This window comes from Mycobacterium liflandii, from assembly GCF_022354805.1.
GTDB lineage: Bacteria > Actinomycetota > Actinomycetes > Mycobacteriales > Mycobacteriaceae > Mycobacterium > Mycobacterium marinum.
In genome coordinates this window covers 5,810,147-5,834,111 of sequence record NZ_CP023138.1, presented here as the reverse complement: position 1 = coordinate 5,834,111, position 23,965 = coordinate 5,810,147, and the positions used below count along the sequence as shown (strand labels likewise).

The 23,965-nt window shown below is 63.9% G+C and carries 15 protein-coding genes and 9 pseudogenes; 15 read left to right on the top strand and 9 right to left on the bottom strand.

What is annotated here, in order from left to right; all coding sequences use genetic code 11:
* Positions 1-91 precede the first annotated feature (91 nt).
* Positions 92-1,550, bottom strand: a pseudogene (locus tag CKW46_RS25945) (phospholipase C).
* Between the two features lie 311 nt (positions 1,551-1,861).
* On the opposite strand from CKW46_RS25945, the gene CKW46_RS25940 reads away from it, so the two are divergent.
* The gene (locus CKW46_RS25940; protein ID WP_051045890.1) at positions 1,862-2,476 is read left to right on the top strand and encodes a nitroreductase family protein; all 615 of its coding nucleotides are present in this window, start codon (positions 1,862-1,864) and stop codon (positions 2,474-2,476) included.
* A gap of 46 nt (positions 2,477-2,522) precedes the next feature.
* On the opposite strand, the pseudogene CKW46_RS25935 reads toward CKW46_RS25940, so the two are convergent.
* Together CKW46_RS25935 and CKW46_RS25930 are read right to left on the bottom strand one after the other, a co-directional pair.
* A pseudogene (locus CKW46_RS25935) lies at positions 2,523-2,645 on the bottom strand (NAD-dependent epimerase/dehydratase family protein); the annotation flags it as partial.
* Between the two features lie 3 nt (positions 2,646-2,648).
* Positions 2,649-3,149 carry a nuclear transport factor 2 family protein gene (locus CKW46_RS25930; RefSeq protein WP_015357157.1) on the bottom strand — a complete coding sequence of 167 codons (501 nt, stop codon included), beginning with the start codon at positions 3,147-3,149 and terminating at the stop codon, positions 2,649-2,651.
* 101 nt (positions 3,150-3,250) lie between these two features.
* Here CKW46_RS25930 and CKW46_RS25925 point away from each other — a divergent pair, with 101 nt between their 5' ends.
* Together CKW46_RS25925 and CKW46_RS25920 are read left to right on the top strand one after the other, a co-directional pair.
* Positions 3,251-4,255, top strand: coding sequence for an acyl-CoA dehydrogenase family protein (locus CKW46_RS25925; protein ID WP_015357156.1), 1,005 nt, complete (start codon positions 3,251-3,253; stop codon positions 4,253-4,255).
* On the top strand, positions 4,239-5,414 hold the full coding sequence (locus CKW46_RS25920) for an acyl-CoA dehydrogenase family protein (RefSeq protein ID WP_015357155.1): 1,176 nt from the start codon (positions 4,239-4,241) through the stop codon (positions 5,412-5,414). Before CKW46_RS25925 ends, CKW46_RS25920 begins: the two co-directional genes overlap by 17 nt.
* A 100-nt stretch (positions 5,415-5,514) precedes the next feature.
* On the opposite strand, the gene CKW46_RS25915 is transcribed toward CKW46_RS25920, so the two are convergent.
* The 3 genes and pseudogenes from CKW46_RS25915 to CKW46_RS25905 form a co-directional block, all read right to left on the bottom strand.
* On the bottom strand, positions 5,515-6,879 hold the full coding sequence (locus tag CKW46_RS25915) for a cytochrome P450 (protein WP_020726586.1): 1,365 nt from the start codon (positions 6,877-6,879) through the stop codon (positions 5,515-5,517).
* 14 nt (positions 6,880-6,893) lie between these two features.
* Positions 6,894-7,094: a ferredoxin gene (locus CKW46_RS25910; protein ID WP_011738671.1), complete on the bottom strand. Its 201-nt coding sequence runs from the start codon at positions 7,092-7,094 to the stop codon at positions 6,894-6,896.
* Positions 7,095-7,202: 108 nt separating this feature from the next.
* Positions 7,203-7,903 (bottom strand): annotated as a pseudogene (locus CKW46_RS25905) (SDR family NAD(P)-dependent oxidoreductase).
* A 259-nt stretch (positions 7,904-8,162) separates the two neighbouring features.
* On the opposite strand from CKW46_RS25905, the pseudogene CKW46_RS25900 reads away from it, so the two are divergent.
* The 12 genes and pseudogenes from CKW46_RS25900 to CKW46_RS25845 all read left to right on the top strand — a co-directional run bounded on the left by CKW46_RS25900 (position 8,163) and on the right by CKW46_RS25845 (position 21,928).
* Positions 8,163-9,737 (top strand): annotated as a pseudogene (locus CKW46_RS25900) (aldehyde dehydrogenase family protein).
* Positions 9,734-10,940, top strand: a pseudogene (locus CKW46_RS25895) (CaiB/BaiF CoA transferase family protein). Before CKW46_RS25900 ends, CKW46_RS25895 begins: the two co-directional pseudogenes overlap by 4 nt.
* A gap of 317 nt (positions 10,941-11,257) precedes the next feature.
* Entirely contained in the window at positions 11,258-12,064 is an 807-nt protein-coding gene (locus CKW46_RS25890; protein ID WP_012396251.1) for an MlaE family ABC transporter permease, read from the top strand.
* A gap of 42 nt (positions 12,065-12,106) precedes the next feature.
* Positions 12,107-12,952 (top strand): ABC transporter permease, encoded by an 846-nt coding sequence (locus CKW46_RS25885; protein ID WP_482052566.1) that lies wholly within the window; start codon positions 12,107-12,109, stop codon positions 12,950-12,952.
* A 142-nt stretch (positions 12,953-13,094) separates the two neighbouring features.
* Complete coding sequence (locus tag CKW46_RS25880) at positions 13,095-13,991, top strand: MCE family protein (protein WP_499019341.1); 897 nt, start codon at positions 13,095-13,097, stop codon at positions 13,989-13,991.
* 123 nt (positions 13,992-14,114) lie between these two features.
* A pseudogene (locus CKW46_RS25875) lies at positions 14,115-15,318 on the top strand (ISAs1-like element IS2404/ISMul1 family transposase).
* A gap of 20 nt (positions 15,319-15,338) precedes the next feature.
* Positions 15,339-15,530, top strand: a pseudogene (locus CKW46_RS25870) (MCE family protein); the annotation flags it as partial.
* Positions 15,527-16,558, top strand: coding sequence for an MCE family protein (locus tag CKW46_RS25865; protein ID WP_117437876.1), 1,032 nt, complete (start codon positions 15,527-15,529; stop codon positions 16,556-16,558). The pseudogene CKW46_RS25870 and the gene CKW46_RS25865, both read left to right, overlap by 4 nt.
* Positions 16,551-17,633 carry an MCE family protein gene (locus tag CKW46_RS25860; RefSeq protein ID WP_482052565.1) on the top strand — a complete coding sequence of 361 codons (1,083 nt, stop codon included), beginning with the start codon at positions 16,551-16,553 and terminating at the stop codon, positions 17,631-17,633. Before CKW46_RS25865 ends, CKW46_RS25860 begins: the two co-directional genes overlap by 8 nt.
* Positions 17,630-19,056: pseudogene (locus CKW46_RS25855) on the top strand (MCE family protein). The gene CKW46_RS25860 and the pseudogene CKW46_RS25855 overlap by 4 nt, the downstream one beginning before the upstream one ends.
* Positions 19,053-20,296: pseudogene (locus CKW46_RS25850) on the top strand (MCE family protein). The pseudogenes CKW46_RS25855 and CKW46_RS25850 overlap by 4 nt, the downstream one beginning before the upstream one ends.
* The gene (locus CKW46_RS25845; RefSeq protein WP_482052564.1) at positions 20,297-21,928 is read left to right on the top strand and encodes an MCE family protein; all 1,632 of its coding nucleotides are present in this window, start codon (positions 20,297-20,299) and stop codon (positions 21,926-21,928) included.
* A gap of 35 nt (positions 21,929-21,963) precedes the next feature.
* Here CKW46_RS25845 and CKW46_RS25840 read toward each other — a convergent pair whose 3' ends face one another.
* The 3 genes from CKW46_RS25840 to CKW46_RS25830 form a co-directional block, all read right to left on the bottom strand.
* The gene (locus tag CKW46_RS25840; RefSeq protein ID WP_117437873.1) at positions 21,964-22,467 is read right to left on the bottom strand and encodes an Rv2253/PknI dimerization domain-containing protein; all 504 of its coding nucleotides are present in this window, start codon (positions 22,465-22,467) and stop codon (positions 21,964-21,966) included.
* A gap of 101 nt (positions 22,468-22,568) precedes the next feature.
* Complete coding sequence (locus tag CKW46_RS25835; protein WP_232022658.1) at positions 22,569-23,012, bottom strand: twin-arginine translocation pathway signal; 444 nt, start codon at positions 23,010-23,012, stop codon at positions 22,569-22,571.
* Positions 23,013-23,095: 83 nt separating this feature from the next.
* Positions 23,096-23,830: an Rv1363c family protein gene (locus CKW46_RS25830; RefSeq protein WP_117437872.1), complete on the bottom strand. Its 735-nt coding sequence runs from the start codon at positions 23,828-23,830 to the stop codon at positions 23,096-23,098.
* Positions 23,831-23,965 lie beyond the last annotated feature (135 nt).

Sequence of the window (23,965 nt, the reverse complement as noted above, 5' to 3'; positions counted from 1 at the left end):
GTTACGGCGCAACCCCGTCCGGCGTGGCGCCCGGTCCCGGTCAATAGTTGCGGCCGGTGCGGCCAACGATGGCTCAACGGTGGCCGGCGGCTCAGCACAGGCCGCTGGGAATCCCCCTGGCGGGCGTGGTCTCCTGGGCGGGCATCGCTTGCGGGTAGGGAACCCGGTAGGGCGGATTCAGCTCAAATATTCCCGCCACCGCTTCGACCCCGAGCCCGCATTGCGCCAGCTGAGGCAGGACGCGTTTGGACTGGTTCAGGTTGGGGCGCGACGGGTTCGGCGGCACGCCGAAGCGTGTCTCGATCAATCGCAACTGTGACGTGTGGTCGAACACGTCGTGGGCCACCAGCCCGCCGCGGCTGAATGGGGAGATAACCAGGCCGGGAACGCGATAGCCCAAACCGATCGGGCCGCGTATACCGCCGGACCCGCGGACCTTGTCGATGTCAGGGACGGTCAGATATTCGCCCGGCGTCCCGTCCGGTGGGGTGGGCGGCACCACGTGGTCGAAGAACCCGCCGTTTTCGTCGTAGCTGACGATCAGCGCTGTCTTTTCCCACACCGCCGGATTCGACAGCAGAATCCGCAGCACGTCCATGAACGCGATGGCCCCGCCCGCGTTCGGCATCGCGGGGTGTTCGGACTCCAAAAAGTTCGGAATCAACCAGGAAACCTGGGGCAGGCGATTGGCTTTGACGTCGGTGGCGAAGTCCCGGGGGTAGCGGGGCGTGGCCCCGAAGCGAACCAGATCCGACCTTGGGTCTTGGGCTTGGGTGAACCATCGCACAATCTCGCCGTAACCCACGTAGCTGTTCACCGCGGGCCCTAATCGCTTGTCGTAGTACATTTTCCAGCTGACTCCCGCATCGCTGAGATGCTGCGGCATGATGGGCCAGCTGAACTTGCCGATCGGCGGGGTCGGGATGGTCTCAACCAGGGGCCCGCCGTTGGCGCCGTCGGGATCGAGCCAGGCGCTCACCCAGTACAGCCGGTTGGGAAACGTGGGCCCGATCACCGAGCAAAAGTAGTGGTCGCAGACCGTGAATGTGTCGGCCAGCAGAAAATGAATCGGGAGATCATCGCGGGTGTGATAGCCCGCGCGTCGCGGGGATGTTGGCCGCCGAACGGGTCCGTGCCTGCGCCGGTAGCCAGTTGTCGTTGGCTCCGCCGTTCCACGAATCGTGCAAGGTGGCCCAACCATGGTCGGGGTCATTGACACACGCGCCATTGAGCAACGGGGGTCTGGTGGTGTCGAGGCGGAACGGCAGGGTGGTGCTAGCCGGGTCCGGCGCCTGCGTCCGTGGGTTCCAGCCCTTTTGCGCAAACAATGGCGTCGGGGTGTCGAAGCCCTCGACGTCCGACAGCGTGCCGAAGTAGTGATCGAACGACCGATTTTCCTGCATTAACAGCACGATGTGCTCGATGTCGGTCAAATGTCCGGAGCACGGCCCCGCGCCGTAGGCTTTTTCGATCACCGGCCCGGCCAATGACATGAGTGCTCCGGTACTGGTGGCGGCGGCCAACTTAGCCAAAAACTCACGCCGCGACATCTTGTCGACCGCGTCAGCCCATGTCATCACGCATCCTTCTGCACAGGTGGAAACTGTATCTTTCGGATGCCGACCTGCCCCGAAATGTCAACGGGTGTGTCGCTTGGGGACTTTGCTGGCGTAAAGCAAATTCGTTCCTTGGCGCAGAGCCGAATTCGTCCACGCTCCGCGGAGTTGATCCGGTTCGGAAAGCGCCCGCCCCTCGAAATCAAACTCGAACGCTATCGGTTTGGTGGCAATACTGATATGACGTTGAGGTGCCCGAGGCAGCCAGCCCCAGCGGCGGCGCGACCGGTGACATCTGGGAGGTGATGTCGACCGCCCGGACGGTCCGCCGCTTCACCGACCGGCCGGTCGACGACGCCACCCTTGCCCGGTGTCTGGAGGCGGCCACGTGGGCGCCGTCCGGGGCCAATGCTCAAGGCTGGCGCTTCGTGGTGCTGCGATCGCCCGAACAACGGGCGGTGGTGGCCGCGGCGGCGGCGCGCGCGCTGGCGGTGATCGAGCCGGTCAACGGAATGCGCAGGCCGGCGGCCGACGATGACAGCCGGCGTGCTCGCACCTACCGGGCCACCTACGAGTTGCACGATCGGGCAGGCGAATTCACGTCAGTCTTGTTCGCCCAGCAGCATTACCCGACGGCGTCCGAACTTCTGCTCGGCGGATCGATCTTTCCCGCCATGCAGAACTTCCTGCTGGCCGTCCGGGCTCAGGGCTTGGGCGCCTGTATGACCAGCTGGGCTTCCTACGGCGGGGAACGGTTGCTGCGCGAGGCCGTCGGCGTACCCGAGGATTGGCTGTTGGCCGGTCATATCGTCATCGGTTGGCCCCAGGGCAAACACGGGCCACTGCGTCGGCGGCCGCTTTCCGACGTTGTCAATCTGGATCGCTGGGACCGGCCGGCCTTTCCGGGGCTTGGGAGTTAATCGACCAAGTGTGCGGTGGTGGCCAGCGCTTCATCGCCGTACTTGGAGCCGATGAGCCGCCACGGAGGTCCATTGCGACCACGGTGTGCCCACGGCGCAAAAGGATCTCGGTGCAGCGCTTGCCGATCTGTCCGAAGGCGCCGGTAACGAGCACGGTCTCCGACGTCATCGGTTACCGGCCCAGTCGGTGCAGCAGCGCCGCCGCCGCGTCGCGGAGCCGAGGTGAGATCGGCACGGAAAAAGGGGGATTGAAGACGTCCTCGCGCAACCTGGTCAAGGTGGAACTCTTGATGAGCCACGCGCCATCGAGCTTCTCGTAGGTTTCGTGGTAGTGACCACGCCCGTCGAGGTTGACCCCGGGGCCCAACCGCACCACATCCTGCAGCGCCCAGACACCGGTCGCCGTCGTCGGCGAGCTCAGCGTGATTTCCGGCGCGTGCACCTGATGCACGGTGGGGCGCGAGGGCCTTCCCAAGGTGGCGCGAACGTAGGCCACGAACTCGTCGGCGCCGTGGATTACCTTCCCGCCGCAGCGTGAGGTGTCGCTGAGGAAATCGTCGGTGAACAGCGTCCGCCAGTCGTCCCATCGTTTGGTGTCCAGGTAGCGGCAGTATCGGGCCTTGAGCTGCTTGATCGCCTCGATCTCCCACAGTGTCGTTGCGGCGTCCAGCATTACCGTCCCTTCCTGCACCCCACAGCCCTGTAGTGAGATTATCGCGTCCGATACTGAGAATGCTATTCTCGCCAGAGAGCGCACGACGGGAGGCGGTCCGCATGCTGTTGGAGTTCGATGCTGATCAGCGGCTCTGGCAGGCGACGGTGCGCGACGTGGTCACCAAGCAATGCCCGCCGTCGCTGGTCCGCAGCGTCGCCGAGAATGGTGCCGACTCCGATCCGCTGTGGAAGGTGTACGTAGACCTCGGCTGGACCGAGTTGAACGATCCGGCTAGCGCGGTGGAGTTGGCGATTGTGCTCGAGGAGTTGGGCCACGCGACCGATCCCACTCCCTTCTTGGCGACGATGAGTCAGTTCGCGCCGCTGGCCGCCGGTTGCTTCGACCCTCATCAATCGGGCACCGCCGTGTACAACGGGATAACGGTGCGCCGGGACGCGCAGGGGTGGCTGTTGGACGGGACGGCACGCCATGTCCTGGAAGGGGACCGCGCAGACCGGTTGGCGGTGGTGACCGACGCTGGGGTGTTCATCGTGGCGGCCAGCCAGGTTTCGGCTCGACGTGAATCCGTCTTTGACCCGGTGCTACACGTCGCGGACCTGTCCTTTCGCGAGGTCAGGGTGCCGGAGAACGCCCGAGTGGGCGTCGACGCCGAGCGGGCTCGCCACATCGCCCTGACTGGCATGGCCATCACGATGGTCGGCGCCTGCCAGCGCATTCTCGATCTGGTGCTCGAACATGTGCGCAGCCGTCACCAATTCGGTGTGCCGATCGGCTCCTTCCAGGCCGTCCAGCACAAGGCGGCGGACATGCATGTCGCGGTGCAGCGGGCCCGGGCCCGGGCCCTGGCGTATTTTGCCGCGCTGACCATCTCCGCCGATGATCCGCGCCGGCGCCTGGCCGCGGCGATGGCCAAGGCATCGGCGGGCGAGTGCCAGTCACTGGTGTTCCGCCATGGGCTACAGCTTTTTGGCGCAATGGGATTCACCTGGGAGAACGACCTACAGTTTGCGCTCAAACGGGCCAAAGCGGGCGAACTCATGCTCGGTGGTGCGGCGCAGCATCGAGCCCAGATCGCTGAGGAATACCGTGCAGCTGACTTTTGATCCCGACGTCGAGGCGTTCCGGACCGAGTTTGCCACCTTCCTCGACGAACACCTTCCGCCGGCGAGTGAAACGGTAGAGCGCCCCAGGTCGGTTTCGCATCTGCCCCAGTGGGCACGTCGCTGGCAGCGACTGCTGTTCGACAACGGCTGGCTGCTGCCGGGCCAGCCCCCAGAGTTCGGCGGGCGCAACGCGACGGTGGTTCAGCAGTTCGTACATCTCGAGGAACTGTGCCGCCGGCGGATCTATCACAGCCTCAACCCGCAGGGCGTGAATATCGTTGCCGCGTCGATACTGTCGTTTGGAACCGACGAGCAGAAGCTGCGGTGGGCGGTGCCGATACTGCGGGCGCAGATCACCGCTTCGCTAGGCATGAGCGAGCCCAGCGCCGGCTCCGACCTGGCGTCGCTGCGCACTCGCGCCGTGCTCGACGGCGATCACTTCGTGGTCAACGGCCAGAAGGTATGGACCTCGGGGGCCCATGACGCGGACGTCCTACTGACCTTCGTGCGCACCGACCCCGACGCGCCAAAGCACAAGGGGATCAGTGCATTACTGATACCCACCGATACCGCCGGTGTGGTGCGCCGGCCCTTCCCGTCCATCTGCTCCGCCGATGACCTGGACTTCAACGAGGTGTTTTTCAGCGACGTGAGGGTGCCCGCCGCGAATCTGGTTGGGGCGCTCAACGGGGGATGGCGGGTGGCCAATGGATCGCTGGGGCACGAGCGCACCATGATGTGGCTGGGATTCGCCGACCGGTTGGACAATCTGATCGCAGACTTGCATCCGGTCACCGAACTCGACCATGACCGATACGCCACCATGGTGATGGACAAGCAGGCCCTGCGGCTCTTGGGTTCGGTGGCGCTGGCGCGCGCTTCCCGAGGTGAGGACGACACGTCCGCAATCTCGGTGCTCAAGCTGCTCGGTTCGGAAGCCGAACTGCGGGCCAGTGAACATGCTTTGGCTGCCGCCGGATCCGACGGGCTGATTCACCCCGCACTGACCGGGCCGTATGCGCCGATGAATTTGGATCACTACTTCGCCAGCTGGTTCGAGCGATACGCCCGCAGCTTTTCCGGCACCATTGCCGGGGGCACCTCGGAGATTCAGCGCAACATCATCGCCCAGCGGGTACTGGGGCTACCCCGCGGCTGATCCCCCGTGCCGCGCGGCCCCCTTTTCCTGGCGAGCAGACGCGAAATCGCATCATCGCCCGCTACCTGATGCGATTTTGTGTCTGCTCGCCGGAGGGGCGTCAGTCGATGACCGCGGCTTGTTTGCGCTCGGTGACGGGCCGCGCGAGTTCCTGTTCGTCGCAGATGCGTTGCAGCTTCGCGAGAGTCTCGTCCAGGCCCGCGCCGACCTTGCGGCCCGGGGTGAACGTTGCGGGCAGCTTGCGCATGCCCTGGATGACGCCGATGGTCTCGTAGTGGACCGCCCCGTCGGGGTCACACCGGTAGTCGGGCATCCGGTCGGCGACGGCGCTCAGCATCGACTTGAACACCGTGCGCGCCACGTTGGATCCGATGCAGCGGTGTACACCGATGCCGAAACTGAAGTGCCGGTTTCCCCTACGGTCCAAGACGAGCTCGTCCGGGTCTGGGAAGACCTGCGGGTCGCGGTTGGCCATCGCCCACGAAATCCACAGCCGTTCACCCTCTTTGAAATGGATGCCGTCAAATTCGACGTCATCGGAAAAGGTTCTGCCATCGCCGGGGGCGGGGGTGAAGTAGCGGAGGAACTCCTCGGTGGCGGAATCGATCAGGGTATCGCGGTTGCGCCACAGTCGCTCGCGCTCGTCGTGATGCTCGGAAAGCCATTCCAGCGCATGGGCGGTCAGCGCGGTGGTGGTGTCGAATCCGCCGCCGATGACCAGGCCGAGATTGCCGAGGATCTCCAAATCGGGTGCGGGTTGGCCGTCAATACGCATCTGGACCAGGGCATTCACCAGACCGGGCCGGGGGTTATCGCGAATCTCGATCATGTTGGTCACCATGTCGAGCCCCATCTGTCGGTGCATCTCGGTCACCCGCTGAATGTCAGGGGAATGTTCCGGCGTGTACACCGCCGCATGGACTGGCTCACTGTAGAGGTTCCACTTCTCGAGCGGGATGCCCAAGATGGCCAGGGTCAGCACGGCCGGAACGATGTTGGCCAGATCGTCGACGAAGTCGATGCTGCCCTGTTCGATCCTCTCGTCCAGGCAGGCGCGCGTCACTTCGTCGATGAACGGCTCCCAGCGTTTGACCGCGGCCGGCGATAGATATGGGTTCAGCACGGTGCGATAAATGCGATGCTCGGGGTCGTCCATCTCCAAGATGCCGCCCCGCACGCCGTTGATGCGGCTCGCCGTCGGGATCGAGATTCCCTTGTAGCCGCGACGTTGGTTGTTGACGTCGTGATCGTTGGACACCGCCGGGCAGCGGGCCAGCTCGAATACCTCATGGCTGCCAGCGGCTACCCAGTGGCCGCCATAGGTATCGCTCCACGCCATGGGGCAGGTGGTGTGCATCTCCTCGGTAATTGCCTTGAACTGCGATCGGTACTCGGGAGAGTGCCGGTCGAATTGGTACCGGTTCTTCTGGTGATCGCTGTCGCTCACTACATCGTCGACACTCAACGTGCTGTCTCCCTTTATGTTTCGTCGGTGATGACGATGGCCTGCTCAGGACAGGAATGAGCGGCCTCCCGGACCAGGTCCCACTGATCGGCAGGAACCGTCTCGCTGATTGCCGACGAACTGCCGTCGATATCGCTGAGCTGGAACGAATCCGGAGCGATCATCGCGCACAGGGTGTGCCCCTGGCATCGTTGTGGATCAACCCAGACCTTCACCGTGCCTCCTCCCATCATGGGACTGCACCTCTTGTTGCTCTTGTTGTCGTAGCGCCTGGGGCACCGGACGGCGCGGTGCCTGACCTTCCACGCTTCCCACCTCCACGCTCAGGTGTTCCGGCCGCCGTTGACACCGAGGATCTGACCCGTGATGTAGCCGGCTTCCTCGGACACCAGAAAGGCGCATGCCGCCGCGATGTCTTCCGGCTTGCCGATCCGGCGCACCGGGGTGCGGGCGATGTTCTGTTCGATGTCACCGAGGTGCCCCTGCGCGGCGGCGTTGCGCAGCATGGGGGTGTCGATGAACCCCGGCGGCACCGCATTGACGGTGATACCGCTGGGCCCGTACTCGAGCGCCAATGCCTTGGTGAGTCCGTTGACGGCGGACTTCGCCGCCACATAGTGGGTCATATACGGAGTGCCCGAATGCGTGCTCGACGATGAGATGTTGACGATTCGGCCCCATCCCGCCGCCACCATGTCGGGCAGCACCGCCTGGATCGTGTGGAAAACCCCATTGAGGTTGACGTCGATCACTCGCTGCCAGTCCTCGAAGGTGATGTTGCTGAACCGCTTGAACCCGTCCAAACCCGCGGCGTTGACCAGAATTGTGACCGGGCCCAGCCGCTGGCGAATCGCCGCCAACGCGGCATCGATCTGCGAGCGGTTGGTGACATCGGCGGAGAAGGCAAGCCCACCGTCGGGGTTTTGAGGTCGAGGGTGGCGACATCGATACCGTCGGCGCGCAGCCGCCGTGCGATGGCCAGCCCAATCCCGGATGCGCCACCGGTAACGACCGCGGTTTTCATTCCGCCAATATCCGAGGCGCTGGTGGGGCCGTCGCAATCTCAATCATAAAGAATCTCCCTTGCAATTATGAGAACCCTACTCTCGGACGAAAGCGGCTCGCAAGCTAGCCGCGAAACGGGGTGTGGCCAGCGGCAATGGCCACTCGGCGGTGGACGCTGAGCGATCGCTTAGCCGATCGACGGTGCAATCCGGTCGGGCGACTTTCTTGAACTCTCGGGGGCGAATGTAAGATTTGCCTGAGATGAGAATCAAATTTTCGTGACTGTCACCACACCAGGGGGCCGCAGAATGTCATCGCAGGACACGGGGCAGACCATCGCGGATGCGCGATCAGGGGTTGCCGAGGCCCCGGCCGCCTCGCGGGCGCAGCGCCGACTGTTGATTGGCGGGCGGCTCATCAGCACCGATCGGACGTTCCCGTCTGTCAATCCCGCCACCGGTGCGGTGCTGGGGTATGCCCCGGATGCCGGCGTCCCCGAAGCCGAGGCGGCGGTTGCGGCGGCCCGGCGCGCCTTTGACACGACCGAGTGGTCGACCGACGTCGAGTTGCGCATCCGGTGCCTGGACTAGCTGCACCGGGCCCTGGTCGACCATGCCGAGGAACTACGGGAGCTCACTATCGCCGAAGTGGGGGCGACCAGCGCGCTGACCCAGGGCGCCCAGCTCGACGAACCGATCGGCATCGTGCGCTTTTACGCCGACTTGTTGTCGCGCTACGAGTTCTCCGAAGACCTTGGCGAGAAGGAATCGAGGGGGATGCGCCACCACCGCTGGGTGGAGAAGGAAGCAGCGGGCGTGGTGGCGGCCATCATCGCCTACAACTATCCGAACCAGCTCGCGTTGGCCAAGCTGGCTCCCGCCCTGGCCGCGGGCTGCACGGTGGTGCTCAAAGGCGCGCCGGACACCCCACTGGTCACGTTGGCGCTGGGTGAACTGATCGCCAACCACACCGATATTCCGGCCGGTGTGGTCAACGTGCTCAGCTCGTCAGATCCCGCGGTGGGGGAGGTGCTCACCACCAGCCCCGACGTCGATGTCGTGACCTTCACCGGGTCCACCGCGACCGGCCGGCGAATCATGGCCGCGGCAAGTCAGACGGTCAAGCGGGTCTTCCTGGAGCTAGGTGGCAAGTCGGCGGTGATCATGCTCGACGACGCCGACTTTGCCGGCGCCGCGATGTTCGCGGCCTTCAGCATGGTCACCCACGCGGGTCAGGGCTGCGCGCTGACATCGCGGCTGCTGGTGCCCAGGGCCCTCCACGACGAGATCGTGGAGTTGATCGCGCAGAACTTTGCCAGAGTGCGCCACGGTGACCCGGCTGATCCGAAAACCTATATGGGCCCGCTGATCAACGAACGCCAGCGCGACAAGGTCGACGCGATGGTGGGTCGGGCCGTCGCCGCGGGCGCGACGCTGGTCACCGGCGGCAAACGCCTGGATCCGGGCTTCTTCTATGCGCCCACGCTGCTCACCAATGTCGACCCGGACAGCGAGATCGCTCAAGACGAGGTGTTCGGGCCGGTGCTCGTGGTGATTGCGTTCGACGATGACGACGACGCGGTGCGCATCGCCAATAACTCGATCTACGGACTGGCCGGCGCCGTTTTCAGTCGCGACCAGGAGCGCGCCCTGGCCCTCGCCCGCCGCATCCGCACCGGATCGTTCTCGATCAACGGTGGCAACTACTTCGGCGCAGACAGTCCCTTCGGCGGCTTCAAGCAGTCGGGTGTCGGCCGGGAGATGGGCGTCGCCGGCCTCGAAGAGTTTCTGGAGCGCAAGACTTTCGCGGTGCCCGTGATGCCGGCCGTACCGGCCGGGGAGGCCCGGGCATGAAGCCGTTGGAAGGCATCCGGGTTCTGGAAGTCGCCATGTACGGCTTCGTCCCGTCGGCGGGCGCGGTACTCGCCGAGTGGGGCGCCGACGTGATCAAGGTCGAACACGCGGTGACCGGTGACCCGCAGCGGGGGCTTCGGCAGACCGGCATGTTGCGGGTGGAAGGCGATCCCAACCCCAATATCGAGCATGCCAACCGCGGGAAGCGCAGTCTCGGGCTGGACATGTCGATATCCGAGGGCAAGGAGGTGCTGCACGAGTTAGCGCGTCGGTCAGATGTTTTCCTGACGAGTTTTCTGCCGGGCGCGCGGCGCAAGTTCGGCATCGATCTCGAAGACATTCGGGCCGTGAATCCGTCCATCATCTATGCCCGCGGCAGCGCGCTGGGGCCGCGCGGGGAGGAAGCGACCAAGGGCGGCTACGACATGACGGCCTTCTGGTGCCGGGCCGGAACGGCCGCCACCATCACACCGATGGGCTACCAGGGGATGATCAATCCGCCGGGGCCGGCGTACGGCGACACCATCTCCGGCACCAACCTGGCCGGTGGTATCGCGGCAGCCCTGCTCAAACGGGAACGGACCGGTGAACCGTCGGTTGTCGACGTATCGCTGCTGGGCAGTGGGCTGTGGTCGTTGGGACACACGGTGGCGCTGACCCGCCATCTGGGGCAGCGACTGGAAGCGCCACCACCAGGGATCCACGGATCGCCGATCAACCCTCTGGTCGGGGTGTACGCGACATCGGACGGTCGCTACATCTCGTTGGTGATGATGCAGCCGACCAAGTTCTGGGCCGATGTGTGTCGCCATATCGACCGACCGGACCTAGCCGAGGATCCGCGCTTTGCCACCGTCGAGAAGATCGCCGCCCACACGGCGGATGCGGTGGAGATCTTGACCAAAGCCATCTCAGCCCGCACGCTTGCCGAGTGGAGCGAACGCTTTGCGACGCTCGCGGGACCTTGGGCGCCGGTGCAGGACACCGTCGCAAGCGGCCGACGACGCGCAAGTCCGGGCCAACGAGTATGTGGTTCGCGCAGGCGAACTCGAACTCGTCGCCAACCCAGTGCAATTCGACGTGACCGCGCCGCAGACCGGACCGGCGCCCGGGTTCGCCGAGCAGACCGACGACATCTTGCTGGAACTCGGATTCGACTGGGACCGCATCATCGAACTCAAGACGGCCGATGCCGTCACCTAGAATCCGGAGCCCACATGCCCAACGCCGCCAACGCCGCCGGTCTACCCGTCTTGTCGGATAACGGTTGTGCGTTTTCGGTTCCACGTGGGCGCGCGATGAGCAATAATCGCCGAACGCGGCAAGACATGGGACTGGGTCGGGTCCGCATCGCTTGCAAGCGCCAACTCACGCAACAGAACGGAGGACTGGCGTGAGGGTGGTAGCCGCTGTACACGGCGAAACGGCATGCCCTCCGGGGCGATCGCAGCTACGGGTCGCCCATATCAACTTGGTACGCAGCGTATTTGGCTGTCCGCTCGGCGAAGGGCCGTGGACCCATGGCGAATAGGGCGGCCGACCGTTGGACCCCGGGCATCACGTTCGGGCGCGGCTCCAAACCAATGCAAGCCGTCGGCGGGCTGTTCGCGATGTCGGCCGACGCCATCAAATTCGCCTTCCGCCGTCCGTTCCAGTGGCGTGAGTTCCTGGAGCAGTCATGGTTTGTCGCGCGCGTGGCCATGCTGCCGACGCTGTTGGTGGCCATCCCATTCACCGTCTTGGTCAGCTTCACCCTCAACATTTTGTTGCGGGAGTTGGGTGCAGCGGATCTGTCCGGCGCCGGTGCCGCGTTCGGAGCGGTCACTCAGGTCGGCCCGCTGGTGACGGTGCTGATCGTGGCGGGTGCCGGTGCCACGGCGATGTGCGCCGATCTGGGTTCACGAACGATCCGCGAAGAGATCGATGCGATGGAGGTTTTGGGCATCAATCCGGTGCAGCGCCTGGTGACGCCGCGGATGCTGGCCTCCGGGCTGGTCGCGCTGCTGCTGAACAGTCTGGTGGTGATCATCGGCATCGTGGGCGGCTACGTCTTCTCGGTATTCGTCCAGGATGTGAACCCCGGCGCATTCGCCGCCGGCATCACGCTGCTGACCGGTGTGCCCGAAGTCATCATCTCCTGCGTCAAGGCGGCGCTTTTCGGTCTGATCGCCGGACTGGTCGCCTGCTACCGCGGCCTGACCATATCCGGCGGCGGAGCCAAGGCCGTCGGAAATGCGGTTAACGAAACGGTGGTCTATGCATTCATGTCGCTCTTCGTCGTCAATGTGGTCGTCACCGCGATCGGCATCCGAATGTCGGCGAAGTAGCTGCGAAGGCCAAGGATCCCAAAGGAGGCGCAAAGACACCCTGTGGCGCTTAGAGCGGTCTATCCGCGTATGACGCGACAACTCGAAAAGCCGGTCGGCACGCTGAGCCGCATCGGTGACCACACACTGTTCTACGGCAAGGCGATTGCTGGCGCTCCTTTTGCGGCCACCCACTACCGACGGGAGATCATTCGCCTGGTCGCCGAAACCAGCATGGGTGCGGGGACTCTGGCGATGATCGGCGGGACACTGGTGATCGTCGGCTTCCTGACCCTGGCCGCCGGTGGAACCCTGGCCGTTCAGGGCTATAGCTCGTTGGGCAATATCGGCATCGAGGCGCTCACCGGCTTCCTGGCCGCATTCATCAATGTCCGGATTGCCGCGCCCATAGTCGCCGGGATCGGTTTGGCCGCGACCTTCGGCGCCGGTGTCACCGCGCAGCTGGGTGCGATGCGGATCAACGAAGAGATCGACGCACTGGAATCGATGGCGATCCGGCCGGTTTCGTATCTGGTCAGCACCAGGATCGTCGCGGGGATGATGGCGATCACCCCGCTGTATTCTATCGCCGTCATCCTGTCGTTTCTGGCCAGCCAGTTCACCACGGTGATCCTGTTCGGCCAGTCGGGGGGCCTGTATCAGCACTACTTCACAACCTTTCTCAACCCGATCGATCTGTTGTGGTCCTTTTTGCAGGCCGTGTTGATGACGATCACGATCTTGCTGATCCATACCTATTTCGGTTACTTCGCTTCGGGTGGTCCCGCGGGTGTCGGGGTCGCGACCGGCAACGCGGTGCGTACCTCGCTGATCGTGGTGGTATCGGTGACGCTGCTGGTGTCGCTGTCGGTGTACGGCTCCAACGGCAACTTCCACTTGTCGGGTTAGGGGAGGCGAACAAAAGACAATGTCGCGCAACCTCGGTCCCAACCCGATGCACCGTTCGGAAACCGCCAGCGCTGCAACCCCTGTCGCGGCGTCGCCCGGTCGGCACTTTGGCGTCAGCTCCTACGCACGCCCCTTGGCCGGGTTGGCGACGGTATTGGTGATCGCTTTGATCGTGGCCGTCGCGGTGGGCTTGTTCCGCGGTGACTTCACCCAGAGCGTGCCGGTGACCGTGGTCTCGCCCCGTGCCGGGCTGGTGATGAACCCGGACGCCAAGGTGAAGATGCGCGGTGTGGAAGTGGGCAAGGTTGCCGCCATCGATGTGCGGTCCAACGGTGACGCGGTCTTGCACCTGGCGATGGACCCATCGCAGATCAGGCTCATTCCGAGCAATGTGCTCGTCGATATCGCTTCGACAAGCGTCTTCGGCGCCAAGTTCGTCGAACTGGTTCCGCCCGAGCAGCCTTCATCGGAGAGCCTGCAACCTCACCAGGTGCTCGAAGGCAAGCACGTCACCGTGGAAGCCAACACGGTATTCCAACAACTCACATCGCTGTTGTCGGCGATCGATCCGGCCAAGCAAGATCCGAGTCTTCCCGCACTGAGCCACGACCTCGCAGTCCTGCCCGTGGTGAGCAACGCCTATGCGGACGCGGCACAGGATCTTGTCAACACGGCCGAGAACGCGATCAGGATCAGCAAGTCGATCGTCGACGAGCAGCAGAACTTGGACGCGTTCCTGATCAGCTCGATCGGTTTGGCTGACGTGGGCAACGACGTGGTGGGCGGCAACCGGCAGGCGCTGACCGATGTCCTCGATCTATTGGTGCCGACCAGCGATCTGCTCTACGAATACCGCCAAGCGTTGTGGTGCGGCATTTCCGGTTCCCTGGTGAATCTTCATGCCCCGCCACTACCCGAGCCCATGATCAAGGTCTTGGTCTACCTGGGCTTCGGCGCCGAACGCTACCGGTACCCGTCGAACCTGCCCAAGGTGGCCGCCACCGGTGGGCCTCAGTGTTCAGGGCTCCGGCGTTGTTGATTAGCAGGCTTGTGAGCTGTGTTGATGATCTTTGGTGCCGCGTTATTGGGGCCGGAGTGTAGGCACGGGCTATCTGGAGAACGATCGAGTTGGTTACTGTTCGTCGTTGGTCTGGAGTTGCCCGTGCCTACCGTTTCAGTATTGCCTGTGTCGTCGGTTCCAGAGGTGTTCGACCGCTGGAGTCCTGGTGAGCGCAGTGAGCTCATCGGATCGGAGTTTCTCGATGTGTTGGCCTCGGTGCCAGACCCGAGGGACCCACGCGGTCGGAGGTATTCGCTGATGGCTTTGTTGGCGATCGCGGTTCTGGCCACTGCCGCGGGGATGCGCGGCTATGCTGGTTTTGCCACATGGGCGGCCACCGCTCCCGATGATGTGTTGGCCCAATTAGGGGTCCGGTTCCGGCGGCCCAGTGAGAAGACCTTCCGCGCTGTTTTGTCTCGGCTAGACCCCGCCGACCTCAACGCCAGGATGGGCAGTTACTTCACTGCACACGTGGCCAGCAGCGACCCCAGTGGATTGGTGCCGATCGCGTTGGACGGCAAGATGCTGCGTGGTGCCTTTACGCGCCAAAGCGACAGCCACGCATCTCGTGTCGGTGTTCGCCCACCGTGCCCGATTGGTGCTCGGTCAACTCGCTGTCGCCGAGAAAAGCAATGAAATTCCCTGCGTACGTGCCCTGCTCACGCTGCTGCCGGGTAGCTTGCGGTGGCTGGTCACCGTGGATGCGATGCATACCCAGGTCGTCACCGCGAAGTTGATCTGCGCCACCTTGAAGTCGCACTACCTGATGATCGTCAAGTCCAACCAAGCCAAAACGCTTGCGCGTATCACCGCGCTGCCCTGGGCCGAGGTGCCCACAGCCGCTACCGACGACTCCCGCGGCCACGGCCGTGTCGAGACCCGCACCCTGCAAATCATCACCGCTGCACGAGGAATCGGCTTCCCCTACGCAAAACAAATCATCCGGATCACTCGTGAACGCTTGATCACCGCCACCGACCAGCGCAGCGTGGAGGTGGTCTATGCCATCTGCAGCCTGCCGTTCGAGCACGCCCACCCTACCGCGATCATGACCTGGATGCGTCAACACTGGGGAATCGAGAACAGCCTGCACTGGATACGCGACGTCACCTTCGACGAAGACCGTCAAAGGGCACATACCGGAAACGGCGCACAGGTCCTAGCAACGCTACGCAACACCGCGATCAATCTGCACCGCCTCAACGGCGCCGACAACATCGCCGAAGCCTGCCGGATCACCGCTTTGACCGCCAACCGCCGCCTAGACCTCCTCAATCCACAATTCCCCAGCTCACAAGCCTGCTAATCAACAACGCCGGAGCCCTGCCTCAGTGTTATGACTTACCCTTGGTGCCCTTCGACAAGGCGCCACCGTTCGTGGTGGCCGATGTCGGCGCCAACCCGATGCAGTACGGCAACCCGCAACTGCTCCTGAACTCCGACGCGCTCAAGCAACTGTTGTACGGCCCGATCGATGGTCCACCACGCAACACCATGCAGATCGGGCAACCCGGATGACCGGCTCACGCGCGATGATCATCAAGTTCGGGGCGTTCGCCGCGGTGATGATCGTGCTGACGGTCTTTCTGTTCTTCATCTTCGGGCAGTACCGAACCGGCTCGACAAACGGTTATTCGGCCCTGTTCAACGACGTTTCACGGCTCAAGCCCGGCGAAACCGTGCGGATCGCCGGAGTCCGGGTGGGCACGGTCAACAGCGTCTCGCTGTGGACAGACAAGAAGGTCCTGGTGAAATTCGATGCTGACCGCAACATCGTGCTCACCACCGGCACCCGCGCCGTGGTGCGCTATCTGAACCTGGTCGGTGACCGCTATCTCGAACTGGTCGATGGCCCTGGCTCCACGAAAACGCTGCCCGCCGGATCACAGATCCCGATTGAGCGCACCGCCGGTGCCCTCGATCTCGATCTGCTCTTGGGCGGACTGAAACCCGTTACCCAGGGACTCAATCCGCAAGACGTCAATGCGCTCAGCGCGTCACTGATTCAGATTTTCCAGGGCGAGGGCTCAACACTGGAATCACTGCTGTCCAAGACGTCTTCGTTCACCAACGCGCTGGCGGACAACAACGAAACGGTGCAGGCGCTGATCGACAATCTCAACGTCGTGGTAGACACCGTCAACAGGGAAGGCACCAAGTTCTCCGGCGCTATCGACCGCCTGGAGCGGTTGATCAGCGCGCTGTCGCAGGACCGCGACACCATCGGTGCCGCGATCACCGCGCTGGACAACGGCACCACATCGATCGCCGATTTGCTTGGCCGCGCCCGCGCGCCGTTGGCCGGCACCGTGGATCAACTGAATCGGTTGGCCCCCTTGCTGGATAAAGACAAGAACCTCATTGATATTTCGCTGCAGAAGCTGCCGGACAACTACCGAAAGCTGACGAGGCTCGGTTCCTACGGCGCCTGGTTCCCGTACTACTTGTGCGGACTAGCGCTGCGGGTCTCCGATCTGCAGTACCGGACGGTGGAAGTGGGCATCACCCACCAGGTCACCGGGAGGTGCGCGGAACCGGATGCTTAAGTATCGCGGAGCAGGTCTCATCCGGGCCGGATTCATCGGCGCGGTGCTGATAGTGCTGGTCATCGCCGTCGGGCTGAACCCCGAACAGCTGCTACAACGAGCCACCGCCGTGCGCTACCAGGCGCTGTTTTCTGATGCCGGCGGCCTCGCCGTCGGCAACGATGTGACGGTATCGGGTATCAAGGTTGGCACCGTGTCGGGAATGTCGTTGCAGCGTGGCGATGTTCTGGTGACATTCACCGTCAACGGCGGTGTTGAGCTCGGGGCAGACAGCACCGCGCACATCAGGACGGGCTCGCTGCTAGGCCAGCGGGTGCTCACCGTTGAATCCGCGGGCGGCCACACGCTGCGTCCGATGGCTGTGATCCCGGTATCGCGCACATCATCGCCCTATTCGCTGTCGGAAGCCGTCAGCGACGCGGCGACCGACATCGCCGGCACCAACACCGATGCGCTCAACCAGTCCCTTGACACCTTGTCGGAGACGCTGAATCAGATTGCGCCGCAGCTGGGCCCCTCGTTCGACGGGCTGACCAGACTGTCGCAAGCCCTCAACGGCCGCAACCAGACGCTGGGCGAGCTGCTCAGAGGAGCCGCTGACGTCACCGGCATCCTGTCGCAACGCAGTCAGCAGCTCAACACGCTGATCCTCAACGCCGATGACCTGCTGTCCATGCTGGTGGCCCGGCGGCAAGCGATTGTGCGGCTGCTGGCCAGCACATCTGCGGTGGCCAAACAGCTGTCGGGGTTGGTCCACGACAACGAAAGCAAGCTCGCACCGACACTGGAGCGGCTGAACGCCGTGACCGCGATGCTGGAGAAGAACCGGGACAACCTCGCCAAGGCGTTGCCGGGACTGGCAAAGTACGAGCTGACCCAAGGGGAGACCGTCTCCAGCGGCTTCTACTACAACCCGTTCATCCCAAACTTGTTCACAATTCAATTCTTCCAGTGGTTCATCGACTATGCGTTCGGCTTCCGTGCCCACGGTGCCCCCGGTCAGCCGCCGGACAATGCCGGGCCGCGTGCCTTGTTCCCCTTCCCCTTCAACCAAAACCCGGGTGGGTCGCGATGATGCGGCTCGAAGGCGCTGCGCGCAGCAAGGTCAAAGCTGTGCTTGCGGTGGCCCTGGTCGGGCTAGTCGTCGTTGGTACCGGAGTTGCGCTGCGCAACACCTTCTTTCGTCCCACCACGATCACCGCCTATTTCCCCACCGCCACCGCGATCTATCCCGGCGATGATGTGCGCGTCTCGGGCATGAAGGTCGGCACCATCGCCGCTATCCGCCCCGACGGGACCAAAGCGAAGATGATTCTGCACGTCGACCACAACGTGCAGATTCCGGCGGACGCGAAAGCGGTGATCGTCGCCCAGAACCTGGTGGCTGCCCGCTATGTCCAGCTCACCCCGGCCTACCGGTCGAGCGGCCCCGTCATGGCTGACGGCGCCCTGATACCGCTCGAGCGCACGGCGGTACCCGTCGAATGGGACGAGGTGGAAGACCAACTGATGCGCCTGGCCACCGAGTTGGGGCCCAACAGCAAGGTTTCCAGCCCATCGATATCGCGGTTCATCGACAGCGCCGCCGACGCGCTGGGCAACGGCAACGGCGATAAGCTACGCCAGACGCTGGCCGAACTGTCCGGGGTGGGGCGTATCCTGGCCAACGGCAGCGGAAACATCGTCGACATCATCAAGAACCTGCAGACGTTTATTGGGGCCCTGCGGGACAGCAACGTTCAGATTGTCCAATTCAACGATCGGCTGGCCTCGCTCACCAGCGTGCTCGACGACAACAAGTCCGACTTGGACGCGGCGTTGACCGACCTGTCCAGCGCGGTCGGCGAGGTGCAGCGATTCATCGCGGGCAGTCGTGATGCGACCGCCGAGCAGATCACGCGGTTGGCCGACCTCACTCAGATTCTGGTCGATAACAAGATGGCGCTGAAAAACGTCTGCACGTCACGCCGAACGCGCTTGCCAACGCCTACAACGACTACGACCCGGATGTCGGGAATGTGCGAGGCGGGGTCGGGATCCAGAACCTCACCAACCCGGTGTTCTCCATCTGCTCACAACTCGGCGCCATGGAGAACGTCACGTCGGTCGAGTCGGGCAAGCTGTGCGGCCTGTATCTGAGCCCGGCGTTGAAGGTGTTCAACCCGTTGATGTACTTCAACTTCAACTATTTCCCGATTCCGATCAACCCGATCCTGGCCCCGGCCTTCGACCTGCAAAACGTCGTGTACACCGAGCAGCGGCTGGCCCCCGGCGGCGAGGGGCCGAAGCCCATAGCGCCCGAGTTGCCGCCCGCGGTGTCGGCCTACACCGGGCTGCCGGGCGACACTCCGGAGGCGCCACCGCCCCCGCCGCCGCCGGCGCGGATACCGGGGGCCGCGATGCCGGAGCCGCCGCCGCCGAGCGTGCCGGCCGAACCGTCGCCGCCCCCGGCGAACTTATCGGACATGCTGCTTCCGGCGGAAGGGCCGCAGCCATGACGGCGTCAACCGCGACGCCGGCGCTACGGCGGCTGTTCGTCATCGGATGCTGCGTCATGCTGGGGGTGACCGGATGCGCGCTCAACGGGCTCAACTCGTTGCCGTTGCCGTTGCCGTTGCCGGGTGCGGTGGGGCGTGGGCCGGGAGCCAGCGTCTACCACGTTGAGATCGCCAACGTGGGCACCCTGGAAGCAAATTCGCCGGTGATGCTCAACGACGTCATCGTCGGCAGCATCAGCAAGATGACGGTGCGGGGTTGGCACGCCGACGTGGAGATCTCGGTACGGCGCGGAGCGGTGATCCCGGACAATGCGGTGGCTAGCGTCGGCCAGACCAGCCTACTGGGATCCATGCACCTGGCCTTGAATTCGCCGTTAGGCCAGGTGTCTGACCAACGGCTGCAACCGGGCTCCACCATCCCGCTGAGTCGGTCGTCGACCTATCCGTCGACCGAGCAGACGTTGTCCTCGCTGTCGGTGATCCTCAACGCCGGTGGGCTGGGGCAAATCGGGGACATCATTCACAATTTCACCGCGGCGCTATCCGGGCGTACCAGTGATATTCGTGATCTGCTGGTGCGTCTGGACAGATTCGTCGGCACATTCGACGAGCAGCGCGACAACCTGGTGGCGTCGATCCAGGCACTGAATCGGCTCGCCGGTACGCTGGCCGGCCAGCGCGACGTGATCACCCAGGCGCTGCAGAAGATTCCGCCGGCGCTGGATGTTCTCATCCGGGAGCGGCCGCGGATCACGGCGGCGCTCGACAAGCTCGGGACGTTCAGCGACACCGCCACCAGACTGGTCAACGACGCCGGATCCGACTTGGTGCAGAACCTGCAGAACCTGGGGCCGATGATAAGTGCTCTTGCCGACATCGGACCGGACCTCGACGCCGCCATCGCCTACGCGCCGACGTTCCCGTTCACCCAGGGCTTCATCGATCGCTATATCCGGGGCGACTACGTCAACGGCTACTTCATCATCGACTTGACGAATGCGGGGCTGCGCAAGAGCATCCTGCTGGGTACGCACTGGGGCCGGTTGGGCGCCGAGGGCGTACCGGCTCCGGGGGATCCGGAATACCTGCAGTTCAAGTTCGGAGCTCCGATACCGCCTGGCCCGCCACCGGCGGACGCGCCACCGCCCGGGGACCCCGCGCCCGGCCCCCGCCCGATTCGGCGGTTCCGATTCCGGGCGCGACTCCGGCCGAGGCCGCGCCGACGGACGGGGGTCCCTAGATGTTGACCCGGTTCGTGCGCATCCAGTTGGCGATCTTCGCGATTGTGGGAATGGTAGGTGTGGCGGTGATGGCGGTCTGGTACATCCAGGCCCCGACGCTGCTCGGTATCGGCAAAATGACTGTGACGCTGGAACTGCCGGCCACCGGTGGCCTCTATCGCTTCAGCAACGTGACCTACCGTGGCGTGCAGATCGGCAAGGTCACCGCGCTCGGCCTGACCTCCAGCGGCGCGAAAGCTACTCTGGCTCTGGATGCTTCGCCGAAGATCCCGGCGGATCTGAAAGCCGAGGTGCGCAGCATCTCGGCGGTGGGCGAGTACTACGTGGATCTGCGTCCCCGAACCGACTCCCCGCCCTACTTGCATGATGGCTCGGTGATCGCCAGGGACCGCGCCGTGATTGGCCAGCCGATTGGCCCGGTGCTCGATCAGCCCAGCGCCCTGATCAACAGCATTCCCAAGGGTAAGCTCAGCACGTTGCTCGACGAGTCGTTCAACGCATTCAAGGGGGCCGGTTACGATTTCGGATCGCTGTTCGACTCTTCAGCACAGCTGTCGGGTGACCTCAATGGCATCGCCGATCGTACCCGGACCCTCACCGAAGACAGCGGGCCATTTCTGGACGCGCAGGCGCAAACCACCGATTCAATTCGGTTGTGGGCACGCAGCCTTGCCGGGGTCAGCGGCCAGCTGGCCACCAACGACCCGCAGATACGCACCCTGTTGGAGCGTGGCCCGGGTGCCTTCAACGAGGCATCAAAATTGCTGGATCAGATTAAGCCGACGCTGCCGGTGCTACTTGCCAATCTGACCACCGTCGGTCAGATCGCGGTGACCTACCATGCCTCGGCCGAACAGATCCTGGTGCTGCTGCCGCCGTTCACCGCCGCGATTCAGTCTTTCCTGGGCACCAAGAGCCCGGTCGGCTTGGCCACTGGTGCGTTCAACCTCATCATCAGCGATCCGCCCGCGTGCACGGTCGGCTTCCTGCCGCCGAGTCAGTGGCGTAACCCGGCCGACACCACCATCGTTGACACCCCGGACGGGCTGTACTGCAAATTGCCGCAGGACTCCCCCATCGGAGTGCGCGGCGCCCGCAACTACCCGTGTATGGGTCAGCCCGGAAAGCGGGCGCCGACCGTCGAAATCTGCGAGAGCGACCAACCATTCGAGCCACTGGCGATGCGCCAGCACATCTTCGGTACCTATTCGTTGGATCCCAACCTGATCGCGCAGGGGATCCCGCCCGACGACCGGGCCAACTGGAACCGCGAGAGAATCTTCGGTCCCGTGGAGGGCACGCCGCTGCCTCCGGGCGTGGGCCCGCCGGAGGAAACGGTGATGCCGCCGGGACCGCTGGGCCCGCCATCACCGATGGGGGAGGTTTCGCCGATTGCGCCCATCGACGTGCCGTCCACCCCGCCTCCCGCACCCATCGACGTGCCGTCGGCTGCACCGAGCGGACTCGGCCGGGCTGCGGCACGGCCCGGCCCATCCGTGGCTTTTGCCCAATACGACCCGCACACCGGTAGTTACGTCGCCCCCGATGGTCAGGTGTACCGCCAGACGGATCTGATTGTTCCCGACACGCCCAAAGCGCCCAGAACGTGGAAGGACATGCTTCCCACCTGAAGTCCGTTGCGCGGCTTAGCCGCCGGGCACGCCGGTCAGCCGATCTTGTCCAGGCGGAACGGCTGTTCGACATACAGCGGGGCGTTATTGCCGCACGCGCCGCTGGGGCCGGTGGTCTTCTCGCGACCGGCCAGAACCGGCGAACCAAGTTGGGTTTCACCGGTGTCGGGGTTGGCGGGATAGAAGTAGATGACATCGTGGCCGGTGAAACTTGTTCCTTCGGAACACGTTTCCCAATTCGGCAGGTCTCGTTTGACGGTCCACAATTGGCCGTCATGCATGGTCAGCGGTGCGGTCCAGCCCTGATCGCTGGTGACCTGGCCACTGCAATCCTGGGCGGTGCTGCATGAAGAGGTGATGGTCCAGGTGCTGCGTACCACCGGCTCGTCGTGATAGACGGTATTGGTTCTGGCCCAGTCACCGATCACCGTGGCGGTATAGGTGCCATTGATGGCGGGATCGTAGGCCCATGCCGAAGGTGCCGAACCCACGCCGCCGAGTATCAGTGTTGCGCTTATCGCTACGCCCATGGAACGCATCACTTGCTCCTCGATGCGCTATTTCGCCGATTTCGAGTGAGATTCAAAGACTAACACCGTACGTGCATCCGACGGTATGGCAGAGCATCCAGACATGGCAATCACATGGGATCGAATCTCTCGATAAGCCAAGAACTATTGACCTTTGTCAGCGTTACCCGAATGCTGCTCGACGTCACAATCGGTTCCGGCTTCTGCTTGCTGGCGGTCTTCTGTTTGACAAATACCAGCACGACAGCCGAATTCGGTTGCAGCTCAGCCACCGCCGCCCGGACCACGCTGGCCGTGGTGGTGACTCGGCCGCGCTGCGCGGCGGGGCCGACGACCTGATCTGCGAACTGTCGGTAATACGTCAAATAGTTGTCGGTGAGGCGGGATCTGGCGTTGGCGAAATCATGGTCGAGGGTGTCGGGGGAGTAGGACAACAGAGCCACAGCGCCGTCGCTGGCCGCGGTGACAACCTGTTGTGCCGCCGCATCATCGGTCTGTAGATCCACTCGGTAGACGAAGTAGAAGTAGCCGGCGCCGAAAGCGACTGCCGCCACCAGTGATGTTGTCAGCAGGATTGCGCGCCAACGCCGCAGGCAACGACGCGTCCAGCGCTTAACTGCTGCGGCACCGGCGACTTTCACGGGACGAATTCAACTTTGGAGATCTTGAGCTGGGTGCCGTCGCGTTCGACGTTGACGACGATGCGCCAAGACCGTGTTTCGGGCTTCGTCTGATCGGGCTTGACGATGTCAGACTTAGCCGCAATCAGCACGATTGCCGAGTCGTCGGTCATGGACTCGACGGCGACAGCTTGGACGGCGCCTTTGATATGGACTTTGGACTGCTCGACCGCCTTGACGAAGTCCTCGGCGCTCATCAATATGCCGGCCTTGAATATCCCGGTAGTGCTGTCGACGAAGCGCTGCACGTCGTCTCTGGCCTTGCTCGAGTCAATCGACATCATTGTCAGGACCGCGTTCCGGGCCGCAGCCGAATACGCTGCGGCGCGCTCGCGTTGCGCGACGGCGTTGTGGTGGTGCCACAGTAGAAACCCGCTGGCACTCAACGAGGCGCAGATGACCACAAGCGCGCCCGCGGCCGCCAAGGCCTTTCGGCTGTGGCGACGTCCTCGCCCGCGGCGCGTTGGTGTTCTCGTGGGTTCCTGTTCGTCGGGGGCGGCGCTGGCATCGGGATCGGTTGAGGCCGCTTCGGCGAGTTCGCGAAGCCGGGTGGCGCGGGCACGAGCGGAATCGGCGCGGGCCTGTGCCCACGCGAGTAGGTCTGCTTCGGCAGCCGCGTCGGCTGCGCCGGTGACCCCTGCCTCCGGATCCTCGGTATCGAGCGTCTGTGCTGGAAGCTCGCGCGGCGGCATGGATCACCTCCTGGTCCGCACCTATCGGAGAGCCACATTATCACTGGCAAATAAGAGGTCTGGAGCGATTGCTACCGCCGGTGAATCAGTGGCTCTCCGTGAAACAGAATTTACTTCCCAATTTCAGTCGCCGCT

What these genes read in the sequence shown, in the direction of transcription:
- CKW46_RS25940 (WP_051045890.1), top strand. Translation starts at nt 1,862, where the DNA reads ATGTCGACCGCCCGGACGGTCCGCCGCTTCACCGACCGGCCGGTCGAC.
- CKW46_RS25930 (WP_015357157.1), bottom strand. Translation starts at nt 3,149, where the DNA reads ATGCTGGACGCCGCAACGACACTGTGGGAGATCGAGGCGATCAAGCAG.
- CKW46_RS25925 (WP_015357156.1), top strand. Translation starts at nt 3,251, where the DNA reads ATGCTGTTGGAGTTCGATGCTGATCAGCGGCTCTGGCAGGCGACGGTG.
- CKW46_RS25890 (WP_012396251.1), top strand. Translation starts at nt 11,258, where the DNA reads ATGGCGAATAGGGCGGCCGACCGTTGGACCCCGGGCATCACGTTCGGG.
- CKW46_RS25865 (WP_117437876.1), top strand. Translation starts at nt 15,527, where the DNA reads ATGACCGGCTCACGCGCGATGATCATCAAGTTCGGGGCGTTCGCCGCG.
- CKW46_RS25860 (WP_482052565.1), top strand. Translation starts at nt 16,551, where the DNA reads ATGCTTAAGTATCGCGGAGCAGGTCTCATCCGGGCCGGATTCATCGGC.
- CKW46_RS25845 (WP_482052564.1), top strand. Translation starts at nt 20,297, where the DNA reads ATGTTGACCCGGTTCGTGCGCATCCAGTTGGCGATCTTCGCGATTGTG.
- CKW46_RS25840 (WP_117437873.1), bottom strand. Translation starts at nt 22,467, where the DNA reads ATGCGTTCCATGGGCGTAGCGATAAGCGCAACACTGATACTCGGCGGC.
- CKW46_RS25830 (WP_117437872.1), bottom strand. Translation starts at nt 23,830, where the DNA reads ATGCCGCCGCGCGAGCTTCCAGCACAGACGCTCGATACCGAGGATCCG.